Here is a 25,359-nt window from a genome sequence, read left to right on the forward strand (position 1 = left end):
CCATGACCTTCCGACCCTTCTGGCTGGACCAGGCCCTACGCTCCGAACATGCAGCACCCTGCCCGCCGCTGGCCGGGGATACCCGCGCCGACGTGTGCATCGTCGGCGGCGGCTACACCGGCCTGTGGACCGCCATCATGCTCAAGGAGCACGATCCCGGGCTCGACGTGGTGCTGGTCGAGGCCGATCTCTGCGGCGCCGGCGCCAGCGGCCGCAACGGCGGCTGCGCGCTGTCCTGGTCGGCCAAGTTCTTCACCCTGGAACGGCTGTTCGGACTAACCGAGGCGATCCGCCTGGTCAAGGCCTCCGAGGACAGCATCCGGGCCATCGGCGCCTTCTGCCAGCGCTACGACGTCGAGGCCGACTACCGGCTGGACGGCACCCTCTATACCGCAACCAACCCGGCCCAGGTCGGCAGCACCGACAGCGTGATCGCCGCTCTGGAGCGCCACGGCATCAACTCCTTCGCCAAGCGCCCGCTGGCCGACGTGCAGCGCCTGGCCGGCTCGCGCAGGCACCTGGAGGGTTGGTTCTCGCCGGCTGCCGCGACGGTGCAACCAGGCAAGCTGGTTCGCGGCCTGCGCCGGGTCGCCCTGCAACTGGGGGTACGCCTGTACGAAGGCACGCCGATGCGAGGACTGGAGCACGGCCGCCCGGCGGAAGTGGTCACCCCCCACGGGCGGGTCGTCGCCGGCCGCGTGGTGCTGGCGCTGAACGCCTGGATGGCGAGGGCCTTCCCGCAGTTCGAACGCAGCGTGGCGATCGTCTCCAGCGACATGCTCATCACCGAGCCACGACCAGACCTGTTGCAGGAGATCGGCCTGACCAGCGGGGTCAGCGTGCTCGACTCACGGATCTTCGTGCATTACTACCACAACACCCCGGACGGCCGGCTGATGCTCGGCAAGGGCGGCAACACCTTCGCCTACGGCGGACGCATGCTGCCGGTGTTCGACCGCCCCTCGCCGTATCTCGGACAACTGCGCGGCAGTTTGCGGGAGTTCTTCCCCGAGTTAGCCGAGGTCGCCATCGAGGCCAGCTGGAACGGTCCGTCGGATCGCTCGGTGACCGGCCTGCCGTTCTTCGGCCGGCTCGACGGCCGCGACAATGTGTTCTACGGCTTCGGCTACTCCGGCAGCGGCGTCGGTCCATGCCACATGGGCGGGCAGATCCTTTCTTCGCTGGCGCTCGGCCTGGACAATCCCTGGACCCGTTCGCCGCTGACCCAGGGGCCGCTCGGCCGCTTCCCGCCGGAGCCGATCCGCTATGTCGGTTCGCTGATGGTGCGCAACGCGATCCGTCGCAAGGAGCACGCCGAAGACGCCGGCCGGCGCCCGCGTCATCTCGACGTACGCCTGGCCAGGTTCGCCGCCGCCGCGGGCAAGGCCGACAAGGGTTGAGCCGCTTTCCGGGCGTCTCTTCAGCCCATTCGGGGGCGCCCTTCTTTTTCCTTCGGTTTCGATTTCGCTCAAGCAAAGGTCGTAAAAAGCGCATTTAATTCACCCGTCAGCCTGTGCGAGGCTGTTCCAACCCCTGGCCCAGTTTTCCTTCATGCACCTACCGACGACGCGCACCCTGCCCTACCAGCCTTCCGCCAACCCGGCCGGAACGCCCGCGCGTCTACCCCGCAAGCACAGCCGCTGGCTGGAACTGGAGCCGCTCTCCCTCCCTCTCGAACTGGCCTTCTGGGCGCTCTGGCATTGCCGCCACGCGCGTCCGCCGGACGCTCGTCACGCCTGATATCCCTCCGGCCCCGCGCAACGGCGGGGCCGGCCTGCCGCTTGCATGCCGTTCCGCGACGCTGCCGTCGCCGGAGCGCCGCTGCGAGCGTCGCGACGCTACCGGACAAGACCGACAAGAGAGCCCCATGAACTTCGCCTGCGAACAAGAAGCCCAGGATTTCCTGGCCGCCAACCCCGACATCGAACTCTTCGAACTGTTCATTCTCGACGCCAACGGCGTGCCGCGCGGCAAGCTGCTGCACCGCGACGAGCTGCTGGCCGTCTACCGCAGCGGCCGGCCGCTGCCGAGCACCATCCTCGGGCTGACGATGAACGGCGAGGACGTCGAGGACTCCGGCCTGGTCTGGGACGTCGGCGACATCGACTGCCGCGCCTACCCCCTGTCCGGCAGCCTGGTGCGCCTGCCCTGGCGACAGATCCCGACGGCGGCGGTGCAGGTCAGCATGCACCCGAGCGAGGGCCTGCCCGCCAGCGTCGCCGATCCGCGGCACCTCCTGGTGCGAACCATCGACGCGCTGAAGAGCGAGGGCTATCACCCGGTGATGGCCGCCGAGCTGGAGTTCTACCTGCTCGACCGTGAGCGCGACGCCAACGGCCGCCCGCAACCGGCCCGCGACGCCGATGGCGGCCGCCCACGGGCGACCCAGGTCTACGGCCTGCGCGAACTGGAGCAGATCGAGCCGTTCCTCGCCGACCTCTATGCCGCCTGCAAGGCGCAGGGCCTGCCGGCACGCACGGCGATCTCGGAATATGCCCCGGGCCAGGTGGAAATCACCCTCGACCACGGCGACGCCCTCGCCGCCATGGACCAGGCGATCCGCTACAAGCGCCTGGTCAAGGGCATCGCGCACAAGCACGGGATGCTCGCCTGCTTCATGGCCAAGCCGTTCGACGACCTGGCCGGCACTGGCATGCACCTGCACGTCAGCCTGGCCGACGAACAAGGCCACAACCTGTTCGCCAGCGACGACCCCGCCGGCACGCCGTTGCTGCGCCAGGCGGTCGGCGGCATGCTCGCCAGCCTGCTCGACTCGCTCCTGCTGTTCTGTCCCAACGCCAACTCCTACCGGCGCTTCCAGGCCAACAGCTACGCGCCGCTGGCGCAGACCTGGGGCGTCGACAACCGCACCGTGAGCCTGCGCGTGCCGGGCGGCCCGGCCTCCAGTCGGCATATCGAGCACCGCATCTGCGGCGCCGACGCCAACCCCTACCTGGCCGCCGCGGCGCTCCTCGCCGGGGTCCACCGCGGCATCCGCGAAGGCATCGATCCGGGTGCGCCGGTGGAGGGCAACGGCTACGCCCAGGCCGGCAAGCGCCTGCCCACCGACTGGCTGACCGCCCTCGATACCCTGCAAGGCTCCGAGTGGGCGCGGGAAGCCTTCGGCGAGCCGTTCCTCGGCGTCTACCTGGCGGTGAAGCGCGCGGAATACCGGCAATTCATGGGCGAGGTCGGCGAGCAGGACTGGCGCTGGTACCTGACCCAGGCCTGAGATCCCGGACCCGCCCGCATACGGCGGCGCGCCGGCAGGACGCTCCGCACTGGAACAAGGAATACCCGATGAACGCAGCAATCCATCCCCGTCCGGCCGCGGAACGCGCGCCGTCCTACTACGCCGCCACGCTCAACGAGGAAACCGACTATCCGACCCTGCTGGGCGCGGTGACGGTCGACATCGCCATCATCGGCGGCGGCTTCACCGGCGTCGCCACGGCGGTCGAACTGGCCGAGCGTGGCTACAAGGTAGCCCTGGTCGAGACCCATCGCATCGGCTGGGGCGCCAGCGGGCGCAACGGCGGCCAGGTCACCGGCAGCCTGTCCGGCGACGCGGCGATGCACAAGCAGATGCGCCAATGGCTGGGCGCCGAGGTCGAGGACTTCATCTGGCACCTGCGCTGGCGCGGCCACGAGATCATCCGCCAGCGGGTGGAGAAGTACGGCATCGCCTGCGACCTTCGCCATGGCCACCTGCACGCGGCGATGAAGGCCAGCCACATGGGCGAGCTGCAGGCCTCCTACGAGGAGGCGGTGCGCCGCGGCATGGGCGACCAGGTGGTCCTGCTGGACAAGGCCGGCGTCCAGGCCCACCTGGAGACCGAGCTGTACTGCGGCGCGCTGAAGAACACCCGCAACATGCACCTGCACCCGCTCAACCTGTGCATCGGCGAGGCCAGGGCGGCGGCCGGCCTCGGCGCTCTGATCTTCGAACATTCCGAGGTGCTGGATATCGTCCACGGCCCGCGGCCGGCGGTGATTACCCGCGAGGGAAGGATCGAGGCGCAGCAGATCCTGCTTGCCGGCGATGTCTACCACAAGCTCGAACGCAGGCAGCTCAAGGGGATGATCTTCCCGGCCATGGGCGGAATCGTTACCACCCGGCCGCTGGGCGAGCTGGCACGGGAGATCAACCCGCAGGGGCTGGCGGTCTACGATTGCCGCTTCGTCCTCGATTACTACCGCCCCACCGCCGACGGCCGCCTGCTGTTCGGTGGCGGCGCCAACTACTCGGGCCGCGACTCGCGGGACATCGCCGCCGAGCTGCGGCCATGCATCGAGCGCACCTTCCCGCGCCTGAAGGGCGTGGAGATCGAGTTCCAGTGGAGTTGCGCCATGGGCATCGTGATGAACCGGATCCCCCAGCTCGGCAAGCTCTCCGACAACGTCTGGTACTGCCAGGGCTACTCGGGGCATGGCGTGGCCACCAGCCACATCATGGGCGAGATCATGGCCAAGGCGATGAGCGGGAGCCTGGAGCAGTTCGACACCTTCGCCCGTTGCAAGCACCTCAGGGTGCCGCTGGGCGACCTCTTCGGCAATCCGATGCTGGCCGCCGGGATGTGGTACTACCAGCTCATGGAGAAGCTGCGCTGAAGCGCGAGGGATGGCGGGATCCGCGGAAGGCCTAGTCGGCCTTCTTGCGGATCCAGTAGAGATAGGTGCCCGCCTCTTCCTGCTGCTCGACCAGCTCGTGGCCGAGGAACACGCAGAACTTGGGGATGTCGCGGCGGGTCGAGGGATCGGTGGCGATCACCTTGAGCAGGCCGCCGGGCGCCAGGTCGCGGACCTTGTTGTGCAGCATCATCACCGGCTCGGGACAGTTCAGGCCGGTGGCGTCGAGAATGGCGTCGACAGAATGGGTCATCGGGAAACTCCGCAACAGAATCCGCGCATTGTCGCGCATGCGGCGCGGCCGGTCACCTGTCCCCGGCCGGAATGCCGCCGCCCCTCAGCGTTCGAGGCGGCGTAGATGGCAGGTCACTTCCTCGCGGTCGTGATACAGCTGCTTGCAGCCGATCGCTACCTTCAGGCCGCGCGCGTCAAAGCTCTCGCGCAGGCGCTGGAGGATCTTGCGCACCTCGGCATAGCGCTGCTTCATCGGCAGCTTGAGGTTGACCACCGCCTCGCGGCAAAGCCCTTCGCCGATCCAGGTCTCGATCAACGCACCGGTGCGTGCCGGCTTCTCGACGATGTCGCAGACCATCCAGTCGACCCGCTGGCGCGGGCGGTACTGGTAGCCGTCGACCTTCTGGTGGTCGACCAGCCCGGAATACATCAGGTTCTCCGCCATCGGCCCGTTGTCCACGGCGGTCACCCGCATCTCCCGGTTAACCAGTTGCCAGGTCCAGCCGCCCGGCGCCGCACCGAGGTCCACGGCGAGCATGTCCGGCGCCAGGCGCTTGTCCCATTCGCTGCGCGGGATGAACTGGTGCCAGGCTTCCTCCAGCTTCAGCGTCGAACGGCTCGGCGCCTCGCGGGGAAACTTCAGGCGCGGGATGCCCATCGGCCAGAGCGCGCTGTTGCGCGGCTCGGCGAGGCCGACGAAGACTTCCCGGCCGGAGCGGAAGGTCAGCAGCAGGCGCGGCAGCGCCGGGTCCTCCTGCAACCGCCCGGCCTTCACCAGCGCCGCGCGCAGCGGTTTCTCGAACTTGCGGCAGAAGGTCGACACCTCCTTGCCGGCATTGGTGTCCAGCACCTCCAGCCAGAGGCTGCCGCAAACCGGATAACTCGCCAGCTCCGCCAGCAGTACCTCGATGCGCTGGCTTTCCGGCAATTCGATGAAGCCGGGCCCGCGCGCCCACTGGCGCGGGAAGATCAAGTCGGCGAAACGCAGGCGGCGCATCAGGCGCTCGGCGCCGTCGGCGTCCTGGCAGACGAACTCGACGTGGGCGCTGGCCGGCTTGCTCTTGGCGTAGCCGGGAATCTCGAGAGTGGCTGCATGCTCGGCGATTTCGGCGCAGACTTCACCTTCGAAGCCTGGCCGGCAGTGCATCAACAGGGTATTCATGGGGTTGTCTCCTTGGCCGCGCACTATAGTGCCGGGCATGCCTCAAGGGAACTGCAGCGACCGTTCGTCGGTCCAGTGTATATGGCAGGAGCCCTCGAGCCGGTCTAGCTTGAAGGTTTCGAACAACGCTATCCCAAAGTCTGACTCTCGCCAGCGGCCGGTACCGATGGGATCGGGCCACCGCGCATTACCGAGGTAACGGCACCCTGGCGTCCGCGGACGCCGCGGGTCCCGGGCGAAGCCAGGCACTATCGGCTCGACGACGGGCCTGGCGTCAGGACGAGGCCAGGCCCGCCGCCCCCGGGCCCGCCGTGAGGAAATCAGAAATGCCTGCTTTGGACAGCCTGAAAACCCTTCGCAGTCTCGCTGTGGACGGCAAGACCTACCACTACTACAGCCTCCCGGAAGCCGCCCGGACCCTGGGCGATCTCGGCAAGCTGCCGATGTCGCTGAAGGTCCTGCTGGAAAACCTCCTGCGCTGGGAGGACGGCAGCACCGTCACCGGCGACGACCTCAAGGCCCTCGCCGGCTGGCTCAGGGAGCGCCGTTCCGACCGCGAGATCCAGTACCGCCCGGCGCGGGTCCTGATGCAGGACTTCACCGGGGTGCCCGCGGTGGTCGACCTGGCCGCCATGCGCGCGGCCATGGCCAAGGCCGGCGGCGACCCGCAGAAGATCAACCCGCTGTCGCCGGTGGACCTGGTCATCGACCACTCGGTGATGGTCGACAAGTTCGCCAGCGAATCGGCCTTCGAACAGAACGTCGAGATCGAGATGCAGCGCAACGGCGAACGCTACGCCTTCCTGCGCTGGGGCCAGAACGCCTTCGACAACTTCAGCGTGGTACCGCCGGGCACCGGCATCTGCCACCAGGTCAACCTGGAGTACCTGGGCCGCACGGTCTGGACCAAGGACGAGGATGGCAGGACCTACGCCTTCCCCGACACCCTGGTCGGCACCGACTCCCACACCACCATGATCAACGGCCTCGGCGTGCTCGGCTGGGGCGTCGGCGGCATCGAGGCGGAAGCCGCCATGCTCGGCCAGCCGGTATCGATGCTGATCCCCGAGGTCATCGGCTTCAAGCTCACCGGCAAGCTGCGCGAGGGCATCACCGCCACCGACCTGGTGCTGACCGTCACGCAGATGCTGCGCAAGAAGGGCGTGGTGGGGAAATTCGTCGAGTTCTACGGCGACGGCCTGGCCGACCTGCCCCTGGCGGACCGCGCCACCATCGCCAACATGGCCCCGGAATACGGCGCCACCTGCGGCTTCTTCCCGGTGGACGAGATCACCCTCGGCTACCTGCGCCTGTCCGGACGTCCGGAAAGCACGGTCAAGCTGGTCGAGGCCTACAGCAAGGAACAGGGCCTGTGGCGCGAGAAGGGCCACGAGCCGGTGTTCACCGACACCCTGCACCTGGACATGGGCGAAGTCGAGGCCAGCCTGGCCGGACCGAAGCGCCCGCAGGACCGCGTGGCCCTGCAGAACGTCGCCAGCGCCTTCAACGAGTTCCTCGGCCTGCAACTGCATCCCTCCAGCACCGAAGAAGGCCGCCTGCTCAGCGAGGGCGGCGGCGGCACCGCGGTCGGCGCCAACGCCGCCTTCGGCGAGATCGACTACCAGCACGACGGCCAGACCCACCGCCTGAAGAACGGCGCGGTGGTGATCGCCGCCATCACCTCCTGCACCAACACCTCCAACCCCAGCGTGATGATGGCCGCCGGCCTGCTGGCGAAGAAGGCGGTGGAAAAAGGCCTGCAACGCAAGCCCTGGGTGAAGAGTTCGCTGGCGCCGGGCTCCAAGGTGGTCACCGACTACTTCAAGGCTGCCGGCCTGACCCGCTACCTCGACGAACTCGGCTTCGACCTGGTCGGCTACGGCTGCACCACCTGCATCGGCAACTCCGGCCCGCTGCTGGAGCCGATCGAGAAAGCCATCCAGCAGGCCGACCTGACCGTCGCCTCGGTACTCTCCGGCAACCGCAACTTCGAAGGCCGCGTGCACCCGTTGGTGAAGACCAACTGGCTGGCCTCGCCGCCGCTGGTGGTGGCCTACGCCCTGGCCGGCAGCGTGCGGATCAACCTCAGCGAGGAACCGCTGGGCACCGGCAAGGACGGCCAGCCGGTCTACCTGAAGGACATCTGGCCGAGCCAGAAGGAAATCGCCGAGGCGATCCAGAAGGTCGACACCGAGATGTTCCACAAGGAGTACGCCGAGGTCTTCGCCGGCGACGAGAAATGGCAGGCGATCCAGGTGCCGCAGTCGGACACCTACGAGTGGCAGGCCGACTCCACCTACATCCAGCATCCACCCTTCTTCGAACACATCGCCGAGGCGCCGCCGGCCATCGCCGACGTCGAGCAGGCGCGGGTGCTGGCGGTGCTGGGCGACTCGGTGACCACCGACCACATCTCCCCTGCCGGCAACATCAAGGCCGACAGCCCGGCCGGCCGCTACCTGCGCGAGCACGGCGTGGAACCGAAGGACTTCAACTCCTACGGCTCCCGTCGCGGCAACCATGAGGTGATGATGCGCGGCACCTTCGCCAACATCCGCATCAAGAACGAGATGCTCGGCGGCGAGGAAGGCGGCAATACCCTGTACGTGCCCAGCGGCGAGAAACTGGCGATCTACGACGCGGCCATGCGTTACCAGGAGGACGGCACCCCGCTGGTGATCGTCGCCGGCAAGGAATACGGCACCGGCTCGTCGCGCGACTGGGCGGCCAAGGGTACCAACCTGCTGGGCGTGAAGGCGGTGATCGCGGAGAGCTTCGAGCGCATCCACCGCTCCAACCTGGTCGGCATGGGCGTGCTGCCGTTGCAGTTCGAGAACGGCCAGGACCGCAAGAGCCTGAAGCTGACCGGCAAGGAGGTGCTGAACATCCGCGGCCTCGGCGGCGAACTCAAGCCGCACATGCCGCTCAGCGTGGAAGTGACCCGCGAGGACGGCAGCCAGGACAGCTTCAAGGTCCTCTGCCGCATCGACACCCTCAACGAGGTCGAGTATTTCAAGGCCGGCGGCATCCTCCACTACGTGCTGCGCAGCATGCTCTGAGGCAGCGGCGGTACGCGCGGAGGGGTGGCTTCGGCCACCCCTTTTTCATTCCGGCGCCCGGGGCCGCGGGCGCTTCGCAGGGCGAACGACGCCCCGGCGTCATCCGCCGATACCCCGCAGGACCGGCGGATGGCCGCCTCGCGCTTATCCGCCAGGCCCCTCCCCAGCCCATGCGCGCCGCCGGGAACGACACGAAACCGTAACGCATTGACCTCCATCAGCGAATCCGCCATCTATCCGACCACGTGGTCGGTTCTCATGCTTTGGGTCAATAGCTATCTGTTTTTCCTCGTGAAAGCATTCACAAATCCCTCATGTGAAAGGCGTTTTCGCCGATGCAGAGGTAAATGCTTCACTTGTTTTGGAAGGCCCATGCGCAACAATCAGCCCATCACCCAGCACGAGCGCGTCTATCCGGCGGAACAACGCCTGATCACCACCACCAATCTCAAAGGCATCATCACCTACTGCAACGAAGCCTTCATCGACATCAGCGGCTTCAGTCGCGAGGAGCTGATGTCCGCGCCGCACAACCTGATCCGTCACCCCGACGTCCCGCCGGCGGTGTTCGCCCACATGTGGACCACCCTCAAAGCCGGCCGCCCGTGGATGGGGATCGTCAAGAACCGCTGCAAGAACGGCGACCACTACTGGGTCAGCGCCTATGTCACGCCGATCTACGACCAGGGCGCGGTGGTCGGCTACGAGTCGGTGCGGGTCAAGCCGACCGCCGAACAGATCCAGCGCGCCGAGGCCCTCTACCGTCGCCTCGGCGCCGGCAAGCCGGCGATCCCCCGGCGCGACCGCTGGCTGCCGGTACTGCTCGACTGGCTGCCGTTCATCCTGATCAGCCAGATCGGCTTCCTCATCGGTATCTGGCTGAACTCCTGGTGGGGCTTCATCCTCGCCGGCCTGCTCGCCGTTCCGCTCGGCCTGGCCGGACTGCGCTGGCAGAAGCGCGGGCTGAAGCGCCTGATGCGGCTCGCCGAACAGACCACCTCCGACCCGCTGATCGCGCAGATGTACACCGACAGCCGCGGCGAGCAGGCGCGCCTGGAAATGGCCATCCTCAGCCAGGACGCGCGCCTGAAGACCTGCCTGACACGCCTGCAGGACACCGCCGAATACCTCACCGAACAGGCGCGCCAGGCCGACACCCTGGCCCACCACAGCTCCGCCGGTCTGGAACAGCAGCGCGCAGAGACCGAACAGGTGGCCACCGCGGTCAACGAGATGGCCGCCACCACCCAGGAAGTGGCGAACAACGTCCAGTTGACCGCCGACGCCACACAGAAGGCCAACGAACTGACCTCGCGCGGCCGCGACATCGCCGCGGAGACGCGCAACGCCATCCAGCGCCTGTCGGAGTCGGTGGGCGAGACCGGGGCCGCGGTGAGTCGCCTGGCCCAGGACAGCAACGAGATCGGCGGCGTGGTCGATGTGATCAAGGGCATCGCCGACCAGACCAACCTGCTCGCTCTCAACGCCGCCATCGAGGCGGCGCGGGCCGGCGACCAGGGACGCGGCTTCGCCGTGGTGGCCGACGAAGTGCGCTCGCTGGCGCAACGCACCGCGGCCTCCACCGAGCAGATCCACCACCTGATCGCCAAGTTGCAGAACACCGCCAACGATGCGGTACATACCATGGAGAGCGGCCTGCAGCAGGCCGAAGCCGGGGTCCAGCGGGTGCTGGAAGCCGACAGCGCGCTGGTCGGCATCAGCGAGGCGGTCAGCAACATCACCGAGATGACCACCCAGATCGCCGCTGCCGCGGAGGAACAGAGCGCGGTGGCCGAGGAAATCAACCGCAACATCAGCACCATCGCCGCCCTGGCCGAGCAGACCTCCGACGAGGCGCTGCGCACGGCGAAACTGAGCGAGGAACTGACCACCACCGCGCAGAGCCAGTATTCCCTGGTCGAGCGCTTCAACCGCTGAGATCAGGCCGCGGGGAGGAAGCTCCCCGCACCTGCCGTCACTTGAAGTCCCATTGCATCTGCGCCGGGATGCTCACCGCGCTTGACGACTGCACGCAGACGTCGAGGTAGTCGGTGAAGCGCGGCGGCGCGGAGATTCCCTCCTCCAGCAGACGGCTGTTGTCGAACAGGTAGTTGAGGTCGGCAAAGCCGCTGTACAAGCGCAACGCGCGCAGGACCAGACGCGGATTGGCCGGGCCGATGCGCGACTCGAAGCTCTTCGCCAGTTCCTTGAGGTCGTCCACCTCCACCTTGCGGTAGCGCTCGCCTACCGGCGCCGCCCCGTTGGCGCGGGCGAAGGCCTCGTCGATCTCGCCGAAGGTGCAGGCCGCGCGATGGCCGGCGGAGATATGATAGAGGCTGTGCCCCAGGCACGGCTTCAGCGCCAGGCCGATCAGCGCCTCGGCGCAGTAGTCGACCGGAATCACGTCGATCTGCTCGTCCAGGCCGCAGGTGAAGCTTTCCAGGGCGAAGCCCATGCGGAAGACCCAGAAGATGCTGCCGGAGGCCTGGCAGCCAAGGGTACGGTGGCCCACCACGATGGATGGCCGCGCCACCACCAGGGGCAGGCCCGGCAGTTCCTCGCGCATGCGCCGCTCGATTTCCGCCTTGGACGCGGTGTAGTCCACCAGTTGCTGCTCCGCCGCCGGGAATTCCCAGGACTCGCTGATCGGCGACTCTCGCTGCGGTCCGCAGCACATCGCGGTACCGACGTGGAGGAAACGCTTCAGTCGCTTCGAACGGCTCAGCACGTCGGCGAAGGCGAAAGTGCCGTCGACGTTGACCGGCCAGATGGTCGGGTTCTTCGAGAACGACGCCACGGCGGCGCAATTGATCACCCGCTCCACCTGCATCAGGCGCGGCGTCTCGCGGGCCAGCCAGGAGGTGTCGAGGAAATCGCCGCAGAGGATCTGCTCCGCCCGCAGTGCCAGGCAGTCGGCTTCGTCGACGCCATGCATCAGCAGGTTGCCGCGCAGGCGTTCGAGCCCCTGCTGGCGGGATTCGGCGCGGACCAGGAAGGACAGGTTGGCGCCGTGCCCGGCGGCGATCAGCTGGGCGGCGACCGAACCGCCGAGAAAGCCGGTGGCCCCCGTCAGCAGGATGCGTTCGCGGGTATCGATAGCGGTGATCTGCTCACCGTCGGCATGCATGTTCATGTCTTCCCCCCTCAGAGAAGTCAGTCGCCCACGCCTCGATGCGAGGGTGGTTGCGCCGCAGCTTATGAGGGGATGCCTTAAGGAACCGTTAATGGCCCTGGAGCCCGCGAAGGAAGCCGGCCACCTCCCGCGCCGTTGCCGCCAGGTGCTGCTCGTGGGTCAGGCCGGAGGCCTTCAGCGGCTTGAGGTCGTGGTCCGCCGCGGCCAGCCAGTGCAGGCGGATCGTCGGCGCCAGCGCATAGCCCGCCACCGCCTCGCGGTTGCCCAGGGCGTCGCGCTCGCCCTGGACGATCAGGGTCGGCGTGCGCAGCCCGGCGAGGTGCGCGACCCGCGGCTTCTCCGGCTTGCCGGCGGCGTAGAACGGGTAGCCGAGGCAGACCAGGGCATCCGCGCCCAGCTCGTCGGCCAGCAGGCTGGCCATGCGCCCGCCCATCGACTTGCCGCCCAGGGCCAAGGGCCCGTCCAGGGTCTCGCGGACCTGCGCATGGACTCGCCGCCAGCAGTCGAGCAACTGCGCCTGCGGATTCGGCGGACGCTTGCGGCCGTCCTCGCGGCGCTGGGCCATGTAGGGAAACTCGAAGCGCGCGACGGCGATGCCCTGGGCGGCGAGCAGTTCGGCGATGCGCTCCATGAACGGGCTGTCCATCGGCGCCCCGGCGCCATGGGCGAGAATCAGGGTGGCCGACAGCGAGCCGGCCGGGCGGTTCCATTTCAGCGACAACTTGCCACACCTCGTATGCAGTGGGGGTCGGGAAGCCAATTGATCCCGATCAATATTTCATAACGCCCCATTATCCATGCTTCCTCTCGCTAATTACGCCAATTAGACCAGCCCCAATGGGGGGACGCCCGGCATCCCAACTGCCGGAAAAAGCCATAGCGTATAACCGTGGATGGAAGCCCATAGCATGAGCACCACTAACCCAGAGTCCGCCTATAACTACAAGGTGGTCCGCCAATTCGCCATCATGACCGTGGTCTGGGGCATCGTCGGCATGACCGTCGGTGTCCTGATCGCCGCCCAGCTGGTATGGCCCGACCTGAACTTCGGCTTGCCGTGGACGAGCTTCGGCCGCCTGCGCCCGCTGCACACCAACGCGGTGATCTTCGCCTTCGGCGGTTGCGCACTGTTCGCCACCAGCTACTACGCGGTGCAGCGCACCTGCCAGGTGCGACTGTTCTCCGACACCCTCGCCTCCTTCACCTTCTGGGGCTGGCAACTGGTGATCCTGCTGGCCGCCATCAGCCTGCCGCTGGGCTACACCTCGTCCAAGGAGTACGCCGAGCTGGAATGGCCGATCGACATCCTGATCACGGTGGTCTGGGTCGCCTACGCGGTGGTGTTCTTCGGCACCCTGGTCAAGCGCAAGGTCAAGCACATCTATGTGGGCAACTGGTTCTTCGGCGGGTTCATCCTCACCGTCGCCATGCTCCACGTGGTGAACAACCTCGAGCTGCCGGTGACCTTCACCAAGTCCTACTCGCTGTACGCCGGCGCCACCGACGCCATGGTCCAGTGGTGGTACGGGCATAACGCCGTGGGCTTCTTCCTCACCGCCGGCTTCCTCGGCATGATGTACTACTTCGTGCCCAAGCAGGCCGAGCGTCCGGTCTACTCCTACCGCCTGTCCATCGTCCACTTCTGGGCGCTGATCGCGGTGTACATCTGGGCCGGCCCGCACCACCTGCACTACACCGCGCTGCCGGACTGGGCGCAGTCGCTGGGCATGGTGATGTCGCTGATCCTCCTGGCGCCGAGCTGGGGCGGCATGATCAACGGCATGATGACCCTCTCGGGCGCCTGGCATAAGCTGCGCAGCGACCCGATCCTGCGCTTCCTGGTGGTGTCCCTGGCGTTCTACGGCATGTCCACCTTCGAAGGCCCGATGATGGCGATCAAGACCGTCAACGCCCTCTCCCACTACACCGACTGGACCATCGGCCACGTACACGCCGGCGCCCTCGGCTGGGTCGCGATGGTTTCCATCGGCTCGCTCTACCACCTGATCCCGAAGGTCTTCGGCCGCGAGAAGATGTACAGCCTGGGCCTGATCAACGCGCACTTCTGGCTGGCCACCATCGGTACCGTGCTTTACATCGCCTCGATGTGGGTCAACGGCATCACCCAGGGCCTGATGTGGCGCGCGGTCAACGAGGACGGCACCCTGACCTACTCCTTCGTCGAAGCGCTGGCCGCCGGCCACCCCGGCTTCATCGTGCGCATGCTCGGCGGTTTCATCTTCCTGCTCGGCATGTTCCTGATGGCCTACAACACCTGGCGCACCGTCAGTGCCGCCAAGCCGGCCGAATACGAAGCCGCCGCACAGATCGCCTGAGGAGCCGAGCATGAAACACGAAATACTCGAGAAGAACGTCGGCCTGCTGGCGCTATGCATGGCCGTGGCCGTGAGCATCGGCGGCCTGACCCAGATCGTGCCGCTGTTCTTCCAGGACGTGACCAACACCCCGGTCGAAGGCATGAAGCCCTATACCGCGCTGCAACTGGAAGGCCGCGACATCTATATCCGCGAAGGCTGCGTCGGCTGCCACTCGCAGATGATCCGTCCGTTCCGCGCCGAAACCGAACGCTACGGCCACTACTCGGTGGCCGGCGAGAGCGTCTGGGACCACCCCTTCCTGTGGGGTTCCAAGCGTACCGGTCCGGACCTGGCCCGCGTCGGTAGCCGCTACTCCGACGACTGGCACCGCGCACACCTGTTCAACCCGCGCAACGTGGTGCCCGAGTCGAAGATGCCGGCCTACCCGTGGCTGGTGGAGAACAAGCTCGACGGCAAGGACATCGAGAAGAAGCTCGAAGTGATGCGCACCCTCGGCGTGCCCTATACCGACGAAGACATCAAGGGCGCCAAGGACTCGCTGAAAGGCAAGACCGAGATGGACGCCGTGGTCGCCTACCTGCAGGTGCTCGGCACCTCGATCAAGAACAAACGGTGACGGCAATGGATATCGGGACGCTGCGAGGACTCGGCACGCTGCTGATCATGGTCGCCTTCATCGGTCTGGTGATCTGGGCCTACAGCGGCAAACGCAAGAAGAGCTTCGACGAAGCGACGATGCTGCCCTTCGCAGACGATCCCGAAGCCAAAAAGCACGTCGAGCAAGCTTCTAGGAGTAACAAAGAATGACCACCTTCTGGAGTCTGTACATCACAGCTCTTACCGTCGGTACCTTGATCGCCCTGCTCTGGCTGGTCTTCGCCACCCGCAAGGGCGAGGCCAAGGGTACTACCGAAAAGACCATGGGCCACTCCTACGACGGCATCGAGGAGTACGACAATCCGCTGCCGAAGTGGTGGTTCATGCTGTACATCGGCACCATCGTCTTCTCCGTCGGCTACCTGGTCCTGTACCCGGGCCTGGGTAACTGGAAAGGCGTGCTGCCGGGCTACGAGGGCGGCTGGACCCAGGACAAGCAGTGGGAACGCGAGATGAACATCGCCCAGGAGAAGTACGGGCCGATCTTCGCCAAGTACGCCGCCATGCCCATCGAGGAAGTGGCCAAGGACGAGCACGCCATGAAGATGGGCAGCCGCATGTTCGCCACCTACTGCTCGATCTGCCACGGTTCCGACGCCAAGGGCGCCCTCGGCTTCCCCAACCTGGCCGACAACGAGTGGCGCTGGGGCGGTGACCCGCAGAGCATCGAGACCACCATCCTCGGCGGTCGCCACGCGATCATGGCGGCCTGGGGCGACATCCTCGGCGAAGACGGGGTGAAGAACGTCGCCGCCTACGTCCGCACCGAACTCGCCGGGCTGAAGCTGCCGGAAGGCACCAAGGCCGACGTCGAGGCCGGCAAGCAGATCTTCTCGGTCAACTGCGTCGCCTGCCACGGCCCGGAAGGCAAGGGTACCGCCCTGGTCGGCGCGCCGAACCTGACCAACCCCGGCGCGTTCATCTACGGCTCCAGCTACGCCCAGCTCCAACAAACCATCCGCCATGGCCGCCAGGGCCAGATGCCGGCCCAGGAGCCCTACCTGGGCAAGGAAAAGGTGCACATCCTGGCCGCCTACATCTACAACCTGTCGCACAACCAGGGCAGCAACTGACCCCTCCCCCCACCCGCGCCCTCCCGGGCGCGGGTCCTTCCCCCGGTCTCAGACCTTAGTCCCAGGCGGCGCGACGAAGTGTCGCACCAGCGGACGCCTTTCCTACCCTTCCTTTTCAATCGCGTCTAAGCTGCTCTGCATTCGTCCCTCTCCGGCAGAGCGACGGGACACCTAACTTCACCGGCCGAACCCACTCGCCCGGATAGCGCCAAAAAGCCATACGGCCGCCTTGGAAAGCGCTCTGAAGCAGGCATCAAACTGGCGTCGCCCCTGGCCTGGCGCGTTGCAATGCCCACCCGCTTTCTCCATACTTGCCGCCGATTTTTTGTCCCTAAAAAAGTCCATTAACCGTGGAACCCCTAGCATGAGCACAGCAATCAGTCAGACTGCTTATAACTATAAGGTGGTCCGCCAGTTCGCCGTTATGACGGTGGTCTGGGGGGTCATTGGAATGGGTCTCGGTGTCCTGATCGCCGCCCAACTGGTATGGCCCGAATTGAACTTCGACCTGCCGTGGACGAGCTTCGGCCGCCTTCGCCCCCTGCACACCAACGCGGTGATCTTCGCCTTCGGTGGGTGCGCCCTCTTCGCCACCTCGTACTACGTGGTGCAACGTACCTCGCAAGCCCGACTGATTTCAGACACGCTGGCGGCCTTCACCTTCTGGGGTTGGCAGGCCGTGATCGTGGGCGCCGTGCTGACCCTGCCGCAGGGTTTCACCACCTCCAAGGAATACGCCGAACTGGAATGGCCGCTGGCCATCCTCCTGGCGATCGTCTGGATCACCTACGCGATCGTGTTCTTCGGCACCATCGTCAAGCGCAAGGTCAAGCACATCTATGTGGGCAACTGGTTCTACGGTGCCTTCATCCTGGTGACGGCGATGCTGCACATCGTCAACCACATGTCGCTGCCGGTGAGCTGGTTCAAGTCCTACTCCGCCTACTCCGGCGCCACCGATGCGATGGTCCAGTGGTGGTACGGGCACAACGCCGTGGGCTTCTTCCTGACCACCGGCTTCCTCGGCATGATGTACTACTTCGTGCCCAAGCAGGCCGAGCGTCCGGTCTATTCCTATCGCCTGTCCATCGTCCACTTCTGGGCGCTGATCTCCCTGTACATCTGGGCCGGCCCGCACCACCTGCACTACACCGCGCTGCCGGACTGGGCGCAGTCGCTGGGCATGGTGATGTCGCTGATCCTCCTGGCACCGAGCTGGGGCGGCATGATCAACGGCATGATGACCCTCTCCGGCGCCTGGCATAAGCTGCGCACCGACCCGATCCTGCGCTTCCTGGTGGTATCCCTGGCCTTCTACGGCATGTCCACCTTCGAAGGCCCGATGATGGCGATCAAGACCGTCAACGCCCTCTCCCACTACACCGACTGGACCATCGGCCACGTGCACGCCGGCGCCCTCGGCTGGGTGGCGATGATCTCCATCGGCTCGCTCTACCACCTGATCCCGAAAGTCTTCGGTCGCCCGCAGATGCACAGCATCGGCCTGATCAACGCGCACTTCTGGCTGGCCACCATCGGCACCGTGCTGTACATCGCCTCGATGTGGGTCAACGGCATCACCCAAGGCCTGATGTGGCGCGCGGTCAACGAGGACGGCACCCTGACCTACTCCTTCGTTGAAGCACTGGTCGCAAGCCACCCGGGCTTCATCGTGCGCATGATCGGCGGTGGTTTCTTCCTCACCGGCATGCTGCTGATGGCCTACAACACCTGGCGCACCGTGCGTGCTGCCAAGCCGGCCGAATACGAAGCCGCCGCGCAGATCGCCTGAGGAGCCCGACGTAAATGAAGAACCACGAAATACTCGAGAAGAACGTCGGCCTGCTGGCCATCTTCATGGTGATCGCCGTCAGCATCGGCGGCCTGACCCAGATCGTTCCGCTGTTCTTCCAGGACGTGACCAATACCCCGGTCGAAGGCATGAAGCCGCGTACCGCCCTGGAACTGGAAGGTCGCGACATCTACATCCGCGAAGGCTGCGTCGGCTGCCACTCGCAGATGGTCCGTCCGTTCCGTGCCGAGACCGAACGCTACGGCCATTACTCGGTCGCCGGTGAAAGCGTCTGGGACCACCCGTTCCTGTGGGGTTCCAAGCGTACCGGCCCGGACCTGGCCCGCGTCGGCGGCCGTTACTCCGACGACTGGCACCGCGCGCACCTGTACAACCCGCGCAACGTGGTGCCCGAGTCGAAGATGCCTGCCTACCCGTGGCTGGTAGAGAACAAGCTTGATGGCAAGGACACCGCCACCAAGATGGAAGTCCTGCGCAAGCTGGGCGTGCCTTACACCGACGAGGACATCGCCGGTGCACGTGAAGCCGTGAAGGGCAAGACCGAGATGGACGCCCTGGTGGCGTTCCTTCAAGGCCTGGGAACCTCTATCAAGAGCAAACGGTGAGTGTGATGGATATCGGGACTCTGCGTGGACTGGGCACCGTGGTGATCATGGTCGCCTTCATCGGCCTGGTGATCTGGGCCTACAGCGGCAAGCGCAAGAAGAGCTTCGACGAAGCGACGATGCTGCCCTTCGCAGACGATCCCGAAGCCAAAAAGCACGTCGAGCAAGCTTCTAGGAGTAACAAAGAATGACGACCTTCTGGAGTCTGTACATTACAGCTCTCACCCTCGGCACCCTGCTGGCGCTGACCTGGCTGATCTTCGCCACCCGCAAGGGCCAGCGCAGCAGCACCACCGACGAGACCGTGGGCCACTCCTACGACGGCATCGAGGAGTACGACAACCCGCTGCCGAAGTGGTGGTTCATGCTGTTCGTCGGCACCCTGGTGTTCGCCGTGGGGTACCTGGCCCTGTACCCGGGCCTGGGCACCTGGAAAGGCCTGATGCCGGGCTACCAGTCCGCCGACGAATTCGCCGACAAGGAAAAAGGCTGGACCGGCGTCCACCAGTGGGAAAAGGAAATGGCCAAGGCCGACGAGAAATACGGCCCGATCTTCGCCAAGTTCGCCGCGATGCCCATCGAGGAAGTCGCCAAGGATCCGCAGGCGGTGAAAATGGGCGGTCGCCTGTTCGCCTCCAACTGCTCGATCTGCCACGGCTCCGACGCCAAGGGCGCCTACGGCTTCCCCAACCTGACCGACGCCGACTGGCGCTGGGGCGGCGAGCCGGAAACCATCAAGACCACCATCATGGCTGGCCGCCACGCCGCCATGCCGGCCTGGGGTGAAGTGATCGGCGAGGAAGGCGTGAAGAACGTCGCCGCTTTCGTCCTCACCCAGATGGATGGCCGCAAGCTGCCGGAAGGCGCCAAGGCGGACATCGAGGCCGGTAAGCAGGTCTTCGCTACCACCTGCGTCGCCTGCCACGGTCCGGAAGGCAAGGGCACCCCGGCGATGGGCGCTCCCGATCTGACCCACCCCGGCGCGTTCATCTACGGCTCCAGCTTCGCGCAACTGCAGCAGACCATCCGCTACGGTCGCCAGGGTGTGATGCCGGCGCAACAGGAACACCTGGGCAACGACAAGGTGCACCTGCTGGCCGCCTACGTATACAGCCTGTCGCACGGCGAGAAGAGCGCCGAATAAGCGCTCCCTCCCCCACGACCCAGACGGCGCCGGCAACCCCGGCGCCGTTTTATTTTGTGCAAAAGAAAAGCGCGAATGGGACAATACGCGACCAAAAGTCGCACAGTTACCGCAAAAAGCCTGATAGATCAGGCGTATAATCAGTAGGCGTGCAACTATTTTCTGACCCTGTCGGCATGTACCGGCCGGGCGCCCCCCACTGCCGTGGTACGCACTGATGAGCAAACAGATTCCCGTTCAAGACGTCACCCCGCCTGCCAAGGGCGACACCAATAACAACGATCTCTACGCCAAGCGCGAGAAGATCTACACCCGGGCCTTCACCGGTATCTTCCGCCGACTGCGCATGGTGGGCGGTGCGGCGCTCTTCCTCCTCTACTTCGGTACCGTCTGGCTCAACTGGAGCGGCCGCCAGGCCGTCTGGTGGGACCTACCCGAGCGCAAGTTCTATATCTTCGGCGCCACCTTCTGGCCGCAGGACTTCATGCTGCTGTCCTGGCTGCTGATCGTCTGCGCCTTCGGCCTGTTCTTCATCACCGTGTTCGCCGGTCGCGTCTGGTGTGGCTATACCTGCCCGCAGAGCGTGTGGACCTGGATCTACATGTGGTGCGAGAAGGTCACCGAAGGCGACCGCAACCAGCGCATCAAGCTGGACAAGGCTCCGATGAGCGGCAACAAGCTGCTGCGCAAGACCGCCAAGCACAGCCTGTGGCTGCTGATCGGCCTGGTCACCGGCCTGACCTTCGTCGGCTACTTCTCGCCGATCCGCGAGCTGATTCCCGAGCTGCTCACCGGCCAGGCCGACGGCTGGGCCTACTTCTGGGTCGGCTTCTTCACCCTGGCCACCTACGGCAACGCCGGCTGGCTGCGCGAGCAGGTGTGCATCTACATGTGCCCCTACGCGCGCTTCCAGAGCGTGATGTTCGACAAGGACACCCTGATCGTCTCCTACGATCCGCGTCGTGGCGAGAAGCGCGGCCCGCGCAAGAAGTCCCTCGACTACAAGGCCCAGGGCCTGGGCGACTGCATCGACTGCACGATGTGCGTGCAGGTCTGCCCGACCGGCATCGACATCCGCGACGGCCTGCAGATCGAGTGCATCGGCTGCGCGGCGTGCATCGACGCCTGCGACAGCATCATGGAGAAGATGAACTACCCGAAAGGGCTGATCAGCTACACCACCGAGCACAACCTCAACGGCCAGAAGACCCACCTGGCCCGGCCGCGCCTGATCGGCTACGCCATCGCCCTGGTGCTGATGATCTCCGCCCTGATCACCGCGGTGGTCCTGCGTCCGCTGGTCGGCTTCGACGTCAGCAAGGACCGCGTGCTCTACCGCGAGAACGAACTCGGCCGCATCGAGAACGTGTACAGCCTGAAGATCATGAACAAGGATCAGCAGGACCACACCTACATCCTCGGCGCCAAGGGTCTCGAAGGCCTGACCCTGGAAGGCCGGCGCGAGCTGAAGGTGGCGGCGGGCGACATCCTCAACCTGCCGATGGAACTGTCCATCGAGCCGGAGAAGCTGCCTTCGACCACCAACGAGATCGTCTTCACCATCGAGTCGGCCGACGACCCGAGCATCCATAAAGAAGCGAAGAGTCGCTTCATTGGCCCACGCACCCGTTGAGTAACTTGAGCATGCAGTCCGAGACCCACCCTCAACCCTGGTACAAACACTTCTGGGCCTGGTTCATCGTGGCCCTCCTGGCGACCTCGGTGGTGCTCGGGCTGAGCCTGGTCACCATCGCGGTGCGCAACCAGGACACCCTGGTCACCGACAACTACTACGAGGCCGGCAAGGGCATCAACCGCTCCCTGGAACGCGAGAACCTGGCCGTACGCCTGCAGGTGCACGCCAAGGTCAAGGTCGACGACCTGACCGGCGAAGTCGAAGTGCGCCTGACCGGCAACAGCCGTCCGGATCGGCTCACCCTCAACCTGATCTCGCCGACCCAGCCGGAGAAGGACCGCCGCGTGGAGCTGCTGCGCAGCAACTCCGACCGCGAGCGCTACGTCGGGCAACTGACCGACGCCGTCGAGGGCCGTCGCTTCGTCGAACTGCTCGGCCAGGAAGGCAGCGGCCAGTGGCGTCTTTTCGAGGAAGAGGTGGTATCGCCGACCGTGGTCATGGAGCTGGGTGACGAACCGCTCCAGGGAGCAGAAGCGAAGCGCCCATGAGCGCCCCCCTGCCCTGCTACCACTGCGGCTTGCCGGTCCCCGCCGGCAGCCGCTTCGAGGCCCGCGTGCTCGGCGAGACGCGGGCCATGTGCTGTCCGGGCTGCCAGGCGGTGGCCGAGGCCATCGTCGCCGGCGGCCTGGAAAGCTACTACCGGCACCGCAGCGAAAACGCCGCCAATCCCGAAGCCTTGCCCAAGGCGCTCAGCGAAGAGTTGCAGCTCTACGACCGCCCGGACGTACAGGGCGGCTTCGTCCGCCATGAGGGCGAGCTGGCGGAAACCAGCCTGATGATCGAAGGCATCAGTTGCGCCGCCTGCGGCTGGCTGATCGAGAAGCACCTGCGCCAGTTGCCTGGCGTAGCCGAGGCGCGGCTCAACCTGTCCAACCATCGCCTGCACGTGCGCTGGCAGGACAGCCAGTTGCCGCTCAGCCAGTTGCTCGGCGAACTGCGCCAGATCGGCTATGCCGGCCATCCCTACCAACCCGACCGCGCCACCGAGCGCCTGGCCATGGAGAACCGTCACGCCCTGCGCCAGCTCGGTGTCGCCGGGCTGCTGTGGATCCAGGTGATGATGGCGGTGATGGCGACCTGGCCGGAATTCAACCTCGACCTTTCCGCCGGCATGGACCGCATCCTGCGCTGGGTCAGCCTGATCCTCACCACGCCGATCGTCTTCTACTGCTGCGGCCAGTTCTTCCGTGGCGCCCTGCGCGACCTGCGCACCCGCCACCTGACCATGGACGTCTCGGTGTCGCTGGCGATCGGCGGCGCCTACGTCGCCGGCATCTGGTCGACGATCACCGGCCAGGGCGAGCTGTATTTCGACGCGGTCGGCATGTTCGCCCTGTTCCTCCTCGCCGGCCGCTACCTCGAACGCCGCGCGCGGGAGCGCACCGCCGCCTCCACCGCGCAACTGGTCAACCTGCTGCCGGCGTCCTGCCTGCGCCTGGACGCCGCCAACCAGGGCGAGCGCATCCTGCTCAGCGAACTGCGCGTCGGCGACCGCGTACTGGTACCGCCAGGCGCCGTGCTGCCGGCCGACGGAGTGATCCTCGACGGCCAGTCCAGCGTCGACGAGTCGCTGCTCACCGGCGAGTACCTGCCCCATCCACGCCAGGCCGGCGACGCCGTCACCGGCGGTACCCTGAACGTCGAGGGGCCGCTGACCGTCGAGGTCGGCGCCCTTGGCGACGACAGCCGCCTGTCGGCCATCGTCCGCCTGCTGGAACGCGCCCAGGCGGACAAGCCGCGCCTGGCGGAACTGGCCGACAAGGTGGCGCAGTGGTTCCTGCTCATCGTCCTGCTGGTCGCCGCAGCGGTCGGCGCGCTGTGGTGGCAGGTCGACCACCAGCGCGCCTTCTGGGTGGTGCTGTCGCTGCTGGTCGCCACCTGCCCCTGCGCCCTGTCGCTGGCCACGCCCACCGCGCTCACCGCGGCCACCGGCAGCCTGCACAAGCTCGGCCTGCTGATCACGCGCGGGCACGTGCTGGAAGGGCTGAACCACATCGACACGGTAATCTTCGACAAGACCGGCACCCTCACCGAAGGCCGCCTGACGCTCAAGCAGGTGCTACCCCTGCGCGATCTCGACGCGGATCGCTGCCTGGCCCTCGCCGCCGCCCTCGAGAACCGTTCCGAACACCCCATCGCCCGCGCCTTCGGCCGTGCGCCGGAGGCCGCCGACAGCGTCGCAAGCCATCCGGGACTGGGCCTCGAAGGCCTGGTGGAAGGCCGCCGCCTGCGCATCGGCCAGGCCGCCTTCGTCAGCAACCTGGGCGGCAGCGCCACGCCCGCGATGCCCGGCGACTCCGGACAGTGGCTGCTGCTCGGCGACGAGCAGGGACCGCTGGCCTGGTTCGGTCTCGACGACCGCCTGCGCAGCGACGCCCCCGCCCTGCTCGCCGCCTGCAAGGCGCGCGGCTGGCGCACCCTCCTGCTATCCGGCGACGCCTCGCCGATGGTCGCCAGCGTCGCTGCCGAACTGGGCATCGACGAAGCCCGCGGCGGCCTGACCCCGGACGACAAGCTGGCCATGCTCGAACGCCTGCACGGCGAGGGCCGCCGGGTGCTGATGCTCGGCGACGGAGTCAACGACGTACCGGTGCTCGCCGGTGCCGACATCAGCGTCGCCATGGGCAGCGCCACCGACCTGGCCAAGACCAGCGCCGACGCGGTGCTCCTGTCTAACCGCCTGGACAGCCTGGTGCAGGCTTTCCGGCTGGCGCGCCGCACCCGCCATATCATCATCGAGAACCTGGCCTGGGCCAGCCTGTACAATGGCCTGGTCCTGCCCTTCGCCGCGCTCGGCTGGATCACCCCGGGCTGGGCGGCGATCGGCATGTCGGTCAGTTCGCTGCTGGTGGTGGTCAACGCCCTGCGGCTGACCCGAATCCCTTCGCCGAGGTCCGTATGGCCGCGCTCTACATCCTGATCCCCGTCGCGATCGTCATCGTCGCCATCGCCATCTACGTGTTCTTCTGGGCGGTGGACAGCGGCCAGTACGACGATCTCGACGGCCCCGCCCACAGCATTCTCTTCGACGACGAAGACCCGAAGCACCAGGCCGGCGTCGACGAAGCGGAGAAGCCGTCGAAACCCGAGGACCGACCGCGTGGCTGAACTGGCGCCGCTGCTGGTTTCCGCGCTGATCCTCGGCCTGCTCGGGGGAGGCCACTGCCTGGGCATGTGCGGCGGCCTGATGGGCGCCCTGACCCTGGCCATTCCCGCCGAACAGCGCGGCCGTCGTCTGCGCCTGCTGCTGGCCTACAACCTCGGCCGCATCCTCAGCTACGCCTGCGCCGGCCTGCTGCTCGGCCTGGCCGGCTGGGCGGTGGCGCGCACCCCGTTGGCCGGCGCGCTGCGGGTGGTCGCCGGGCTGCTGCTGATCGCCATGGGACTCTACCTGGCCGGCTGGTGGAGCGGCCTGACCCGCGTCGAGGCGCTCGGTCGCGGCCTCTGGCGCCACCTGGAACCCTTCGCCCGGCGCCTGCTGCCGGTCTCCAGCCTGCCACGGGCCCTGCTGCTCGGAGCGATCTGGGGCTGGCTGCCCTGCGGGCTGGTCTACAGCACCCTGCTCTGGGCCACCAGCCAGGGATCGGCACTGGACAGCGCGCTGCTGATGCTGGCGTTCGGCCTCGGCACCTGGCCGGTTCTGCTGGCCACCGGCATGGCCGCCGAACGGGTGACCGCCCTGCTGCGCCGTCGCGGCGTACGCATCGTGGGCGGCCTGATGGTCATCCTCTTCGGCCTCTGGACCCTCCCAGGACCGCACCAGGCCTGGCTGATGGGGCATTGACGGACGCCCGTCCCAACATCGGGCGACACAT

At 66.6% G+C, this 25,359-nt stretch carries 23 protein-coding genes; 19 read left to right on the plus strand and 4 right to left on the minus strand.

What is annotated here, in order from left to right:
- Window positions 1-2: 2 nt before the first annotated feature.
- From ACM0M4_RS18670 to ACM0M4_RS18685, 4 genes are all read left to right on the plus strand, one after another.
- Entirely contained in the window at window positions 3-1,400 is a 1,398-nt protein-coding gene (locus ACM0M4_RS18670) for an FAD-dependent oxidoreductase (protein WP_003104413.1), read from the plus strand.
- A gap of 151 nt (window positions 1,401-1,551) precedes the next feature.
- A complete protein-coding gene (locus tag ACM0M4_RS18675) occupies window positions 1,552-1,740 on the plus strand; it encodes a hypothetical protein (RefSeq protein ID WP_003449842.1) in 189 nt (62 codons plus the stop codon).
- Between the two features lie 127 nt (window positions 1,741-1,867).
- Window positions 1,868-3,232 (plus strand): glutamine synthetase family protein, encoded by a 1,365-nt coding sequence (locus ACM0M4_RS18680; RefSeq protein ID WP_003106001.1) that lies wholly within the window; start codon window positions 1,868-1,870, stop codon window positions 3,230-3,232.
- Window positions 3,233-3,300: 68 nt separating this feature from the next.
- Window positions 3,301-4,611 carry an NAD(P)/FAD-dependent oxidoreductase gene (locus ACM0M4_RS18685; RefSeq protein ID WP_003106000.1) on the plus strand — a complete coding sequence of 437 codons (1,311 nt, stop codon included), beginning with the start codon at window positions 3,301-3,303 and terminating at the stop codon, window positions 4,609-4,611.
- A gap of 31 nt (window positions 4,612-4,642) precedes the next feature.
- On the opposite strand, the gene tusA is transcribed toward ACM0M4_RS18685, so the two are convergent.
- Both tusA and rlmM read right to left on the minus strand, forming a co-directional pair.
- Complete coding sequence (gene tusA / locus ACM0M4_RS18690) at window positions 4,643-4,882, minus strand: sulfurtransferase TusA (protein WP_003105999.1); 240 nt, start codon at window positions 4,880-4,882, stop codon at window positions 4,643-4,645.
- Between the two features lie 84 nt (window positions 4,883-4,966).
- A complete protein-coding gene (gene rlmM, locus ACM0M4_RS18695) occupies window positions 4,967-6,025 on the minus strand; it encodes a 23S rRNA (cytidine(2498)-2'-O)-methyltransferase RlmM (protein WP_003087345.1) in 1,059 nt (352 codons plus the stop codon).
- A gap of 326 nt (window positions 6,026-6,351) precedes the next feature.
- Between rlmM and acnA the strand changes: the two genes are divergently transcribed.
- Window positions 6,352-9,084: an aconitate hydratase AcnA gene (gene acnA, locus ACM0M4_RS18700; protein WP_003105996.1), complete on the plus strand. Its 2,733-nt coding sequence runs from the start codon at window positions 6,352-6,354 to the stop codon at window positions 9,082-9,084.
- A gap of 372 nt (window positions 9,085-9,456) precedes the next feature.
- Complete coding sequence (locus tag ACM0M4_RS18705) at window positions 9,457-11,022, plus strand: methyl-accepting chemotaxis protein (protein ID WP_003140182.1); 1,566 nt, start codon at window positions 9,457-9,459, stop codon at window positions 11,020-11,022.
- 37 nt (window positions 11,023-11,059) lie between these two features.
- On the opposite strand, the gene cprA is transcribed toward ACM0M4_RS18705, so the two are convergent.
- Together cprA and ACM0M4_RS18715 are read right to left on the minus strand one after the other, a co-directional pair.
- Window positions 11,060-12,217: a cationic peptide resistance protein CprA gene (gene cprA / locus ACM0M4_RS18710; protein ID WP_003087328.1), complete on the minus strand. Its 1,158-nt coding sequence runs from the start codon at window positions 12,215-12,217 to the stop codon at window positions 11,060-11,062.
- Between the two features lie 88 nt (window positions 12,218-12,305).
- Window positions 12,306-12,938 carry an alpha/beta hydrolase family protein gene (locus ACM0M4_RS18715; protein WP_003105994.1) on the minus strand — a complete coding sequence of 211 codons (633 nt, stop codon included), beginning with the start codon at window positions 12,936-12,938 and terminating at the stop codon, window positions 12,306-12,308.
- Between the two features lie 187 nt (window positions 12,939-13,125).
- On the opposite strand from ACM0M4_RS18715, the gene ccoN (ACM0M4_RS18720) reads away from it, so the two are divergent.
- From ccoN (ACM0M4_RS18720) to ACM0M4_RS18780, 13 genes are all read left to right on the plus strand, one after another.
- Window positions 13,126-14,553: a cytochrome-c oxidase, cbb3-type subunit I gene (gene ccoN / locus ACM0M4_RS18720; RefSeq protein ID WP_003087322.1), complete on the plus strand. Its 1,428-nt coding sequence runs from the start codon at window positions 13,126-13,128 to the stop codon at window positions 14,551-14,553.
- A gap of 10 nt (window positions 14,554-14,563) precedes the next feature.
- On the plus strand, window positions 14,564-15,172 hold the full coding sequence (ccoO, locus tag ACM0M4_RS18725; RefSeq protein ID WP_003087318.1) for a cytochrome-c oxidase, cbb3-type subunit II: 609 nt from the start codon (window positions 14,564-14,566) through the stop codon (window positions 15,170-15,172).
- Window positions 15,173-15,177: 5 nt separating this feature from the next.
- Complete coding sequence (locus ACM0M4_RS18730; protein WP_003087314.1) at window positions 15,178-15,363, plus strand: CcoQ/FixQ family Cbb3-type cytochrome c oxidase assembly chaperone; 186 nt, start codon at window positions 15,178-15,180, stop codon at window positions 15,361-15,363.
- Window positions 15,360-16,286 (plus strand): cytochrome-c oxidase, cbb3-type subunit III, encoded by a 927-nt coding sequence (gene ccoP / locus ACM0M4_RS18735; protein WP_003087308.1) that lies wholly within the window; start codon window positions 15,360-15,362, stop codon window positions 16,284-16,286. Before ACM0M4_RS18730 ends, ccoP (ACM0M4_RS18735) begins: the two co-directional genes overlap by 4 nt.
- A 364-nt stretch (window positions 16,287-16,650) precedes the next feature.
- Entirely contained in the window at window positions 16,651-18,078 is a 1,428-nt protein-coding gene (ccoN, locus tag ACM0M4_RS18740; protein ID WP_003087306.1) for a cytochrome-c oxidase, cbb3-type subunit I, read from the plus strand.
- Window positions 18,079-18,092: 14 nt separating this feature from the next.
- On the plus strand, window positions 18,093-18,704 hold the full coding sequence (ccoO, locus tag ACM0M4_RS18745) for a cytochrome-c oxidase, cbb3-type subunit II (RefSeq protein WP_003087303.1): 612 nt from the start codon (window positions 18,093-18,095) through the stop codon (window positions 18,702-18,704).
- 5 nt (window positions 18,705-18,709) lie between these two features.
- The gene (locus ACM0M4_RS18750; RefSeq protein WP_003087298.1) at window positions 18,710-18,895 is read left to right on the plus strand and encodes a CcoQ/FixQ family Cbb3-type cytochrome c oxidase assembly chaperone; all 186 of its coding nucleotides are present in this window, start codon (window positions 18,710-18,712) and stop codon (window positions 18,893-18,895) included.
- Window positions 18,892-19,848, plus strand: a complete 957-nt coding sequence (gene ccoP, locus ACM0M4_RS18755) for a cytochrome-c oxidase, cbb3-type subunit III (protein ID WP_003087292.1) — start codon at window positions 18,892-18,894, stop codon at window positions 19,846-19,848. Before ACM0M4_RS18750 ends, ccoP (ACM0M4_RS18755) begins: the two co-directional genes overlap by 4 nt.
- A gap of 217 nt (window positions 19,849-20,065) precedes the next feature.
- Entirely contained in the window at window positions 20,066-21,481 is a 1,416-nt protein-coding gene (gene ccoG, locus ACM0M4_RS18760) for a cytochrome c oxidase accessory protein CcoG (protein ID WP_003087288.1), read from the plus strand.
- 11 nt (window positions 21,482-21,492) lie between these two features.
- On the plus strand, window positions 21,493-22,032 hold the full coding sequence (locus tag ACM0M4_RS18765) for a FixH family protein (RefSeq protein ID WP_003114667.1): 540 nt from the start codon (window positions 21,493-21,495) through the stop codon (window positions 22,030-22,032).
- Entirely contained in the window at window positions 22,029-24,464 is a 2,436-nt protein-coding gene (locus tag ACM0M4_RS18770; RefSeq protein WP_003159980.1) for a heavy metal translocating P-type ATPase, read from the plus strand. Before ACM0M4_RS18765 ends, ACM0M4_RS18770 begins: the two co-directional genes overlap by 4 nt.
- Window positions 24,443-24,652 (plus strand): cbb3-type cytochrome oxidase assembly protein CcoS, encoded by a 210-nt coding sequence (gene ccoS, locus ACM0M4_RS18775; protein ID WP_003087273.1) that lies wholly within the window; start codon window positions 24,443-24,445, stop codon window positions 24,650-24,652. The genes ACM0M4_RS18770 and ccoS overlap by 22 nt, the downstream gene beginning before the upstream one ends.
- Window positions 24,645-25,328, plus strand: coding sequence for a sulfite exporter TauE/SafE family protein (locus ACM0M4_RS18780; protein WP_003087270.1), 684 nt, complete (start codon window positions 24,645-24,647; stop codon window positions 25,326-25,328). Before ccoS ends, ACM0M4_RS18780 begins: the two co-directional genes overlap by 8 nt.
- The last annotated feature ends 31 nt before the right edge of the window (window positions 25,329-25,359 follow it).

Origin of the sequence: Pseudomonas sp. 18-147 (assembly GCF_051048045.1) — a bacterium.
GTDB classification, from domain to species: Bacteria; Pseudomonadota; Gammaproteobacteria; order Pseudomonadales; family Pseudomonadaceae; genus Pseudomonas; species Pseudomonas aeruginosa.

Coding starts and splice junctions, on each gene's coding strand:
- ACM0M4_RS18670 (WP_003104413.1), top strand. CDS start 3: ATGACCTTCCGACCCTTCTGGCTGGACCAGGCCCTACGCTCCGAACAT.
- ACM0M4_RS18675 (WP_003449842.1), top strand. CDS start 1,552: ATGCACCTACCGACGACGCGCACCCTGCCCTACCAGCCTTCCGCCAAC.
- ACM0M4_RS18680 (WP_003106001.1), top strand. CDS start 1,868: ATGAACTTCGCCTGCGAACAAGAAGCCCAGGATTTCCTGGCCGCCAAC.
- ACM0M4_RS18685 (WP_003106000.1), top strand. CDS start 3,301: ATGAACGCAGCAATCCATCCCCGTCCGGCCGCGGAACGCGCGCCGTCC.
- tusA (WP_003105999.1), bottom strand. CDS start 4,882: ATGACCCATTCTGTCGACGCCATTCTCGACGCCACCGGCCTGAACTGT.
- rlmM (WP_003087345.1), bottom strand. CDS start 6,025: ATGAATACCCTGTTGATGCACTGCCGGCCAGGCTTCGAAGGTGAAGTC.
- acnA (WP_003105996.1), top strand. CDS start 6,352: ATGCCTGCTTTGGACAGCCTGAAAACCCTTCGCAGTCTCGCTGTGGAC.
- ACM0M4_RS18705 (WP_003140182.1), top strand. CDS start 9,457: ATGCGCAACAATCAGCCCATCACCCAGCACGAGCGCGTCTATCCGGCG.
- cprA (WP_003087328.1), bottom strand. CDS start 12,217: ATGAACATGCATGCCGACGGTGAGCAGATCACCGCTATCGATACCCGC.
- ccoN (WP_003087322.1), top strand. CDS start 13,126: ATGAGCACCACTAACCCAGAGTCCGCCTATAACTACAAGGTGGTCCGC.
- ccoO (WP_003087318.1), top strand. CDS start 14,564: ATGAAACACGAAATACTCGAGAAGAACGTCGGCCTGCTGGCGCTATGC.
- ACM0M4_RS18730 (WP_003087314.1), top strand. CDS start 15,178: ATGGATATCGGGACGCTGCGAGGACTCGGCACGCTGCTGATCATGGTC.
- ccoP (WP_003087308.1), top strand. CDS start 15,360: ATGACCACCTTCTGGAGTCTGTACATCACAGCTCTTACCGTCGGTACC.
- ccoN (WP_003087306.1), top strand. CDS start 16,651: ATGAGCACAGCAATCAGTCAGACTGCTTATAACTATAAGGTGGTCCGC.
- ccoO (WP_003087303.1), top strand. CDS start 18,093: ATGAAGAACCACGAAATACTCGAGAAGAACGTCGGCCTGCTGGCCATC.
- ACM0M4_RS18750 (WP_003087298.1), top strand. CDS start 18,710: ATGGATATCGGGACTCTGCGTGGACTGGGCACCGTGGTGATCATGGTC.
- ccoP (WP_003087292.1), top strand. CDS start 18,892: ATGACGACCTTCTGGAGTCTGTACATTACAGCTCTCACCCTCGGCACC.
- ccoG (WP_003087288.1), top strand. CDS start 20,066: ATGAGCAAACAGATTCCCGTTCAAGACGTCACCCCGCCTGCCAAGGGC.
- ACM0M4_RS18765 (WP_003114667.1), top strand. CDS start 21,493: ATGCAGTCCGAGACCCACCCTCAACCCTGGTACAAACACTTCTGGGCC.
- ACM0M4_RS18770 (WP_003159980.1), top strand. CDS start 22,029: ATGAGCGCCCCCCTGCCCTGCTACCACTGCGGCTTGCCGGTCCCCGCC.
- ccoS (WP_003087273.1), top strand. CDS start 24,443: ATGGCCGCGCTCTACATCCTGATCCCCGTCGCGATCGTCATCGTCGCC.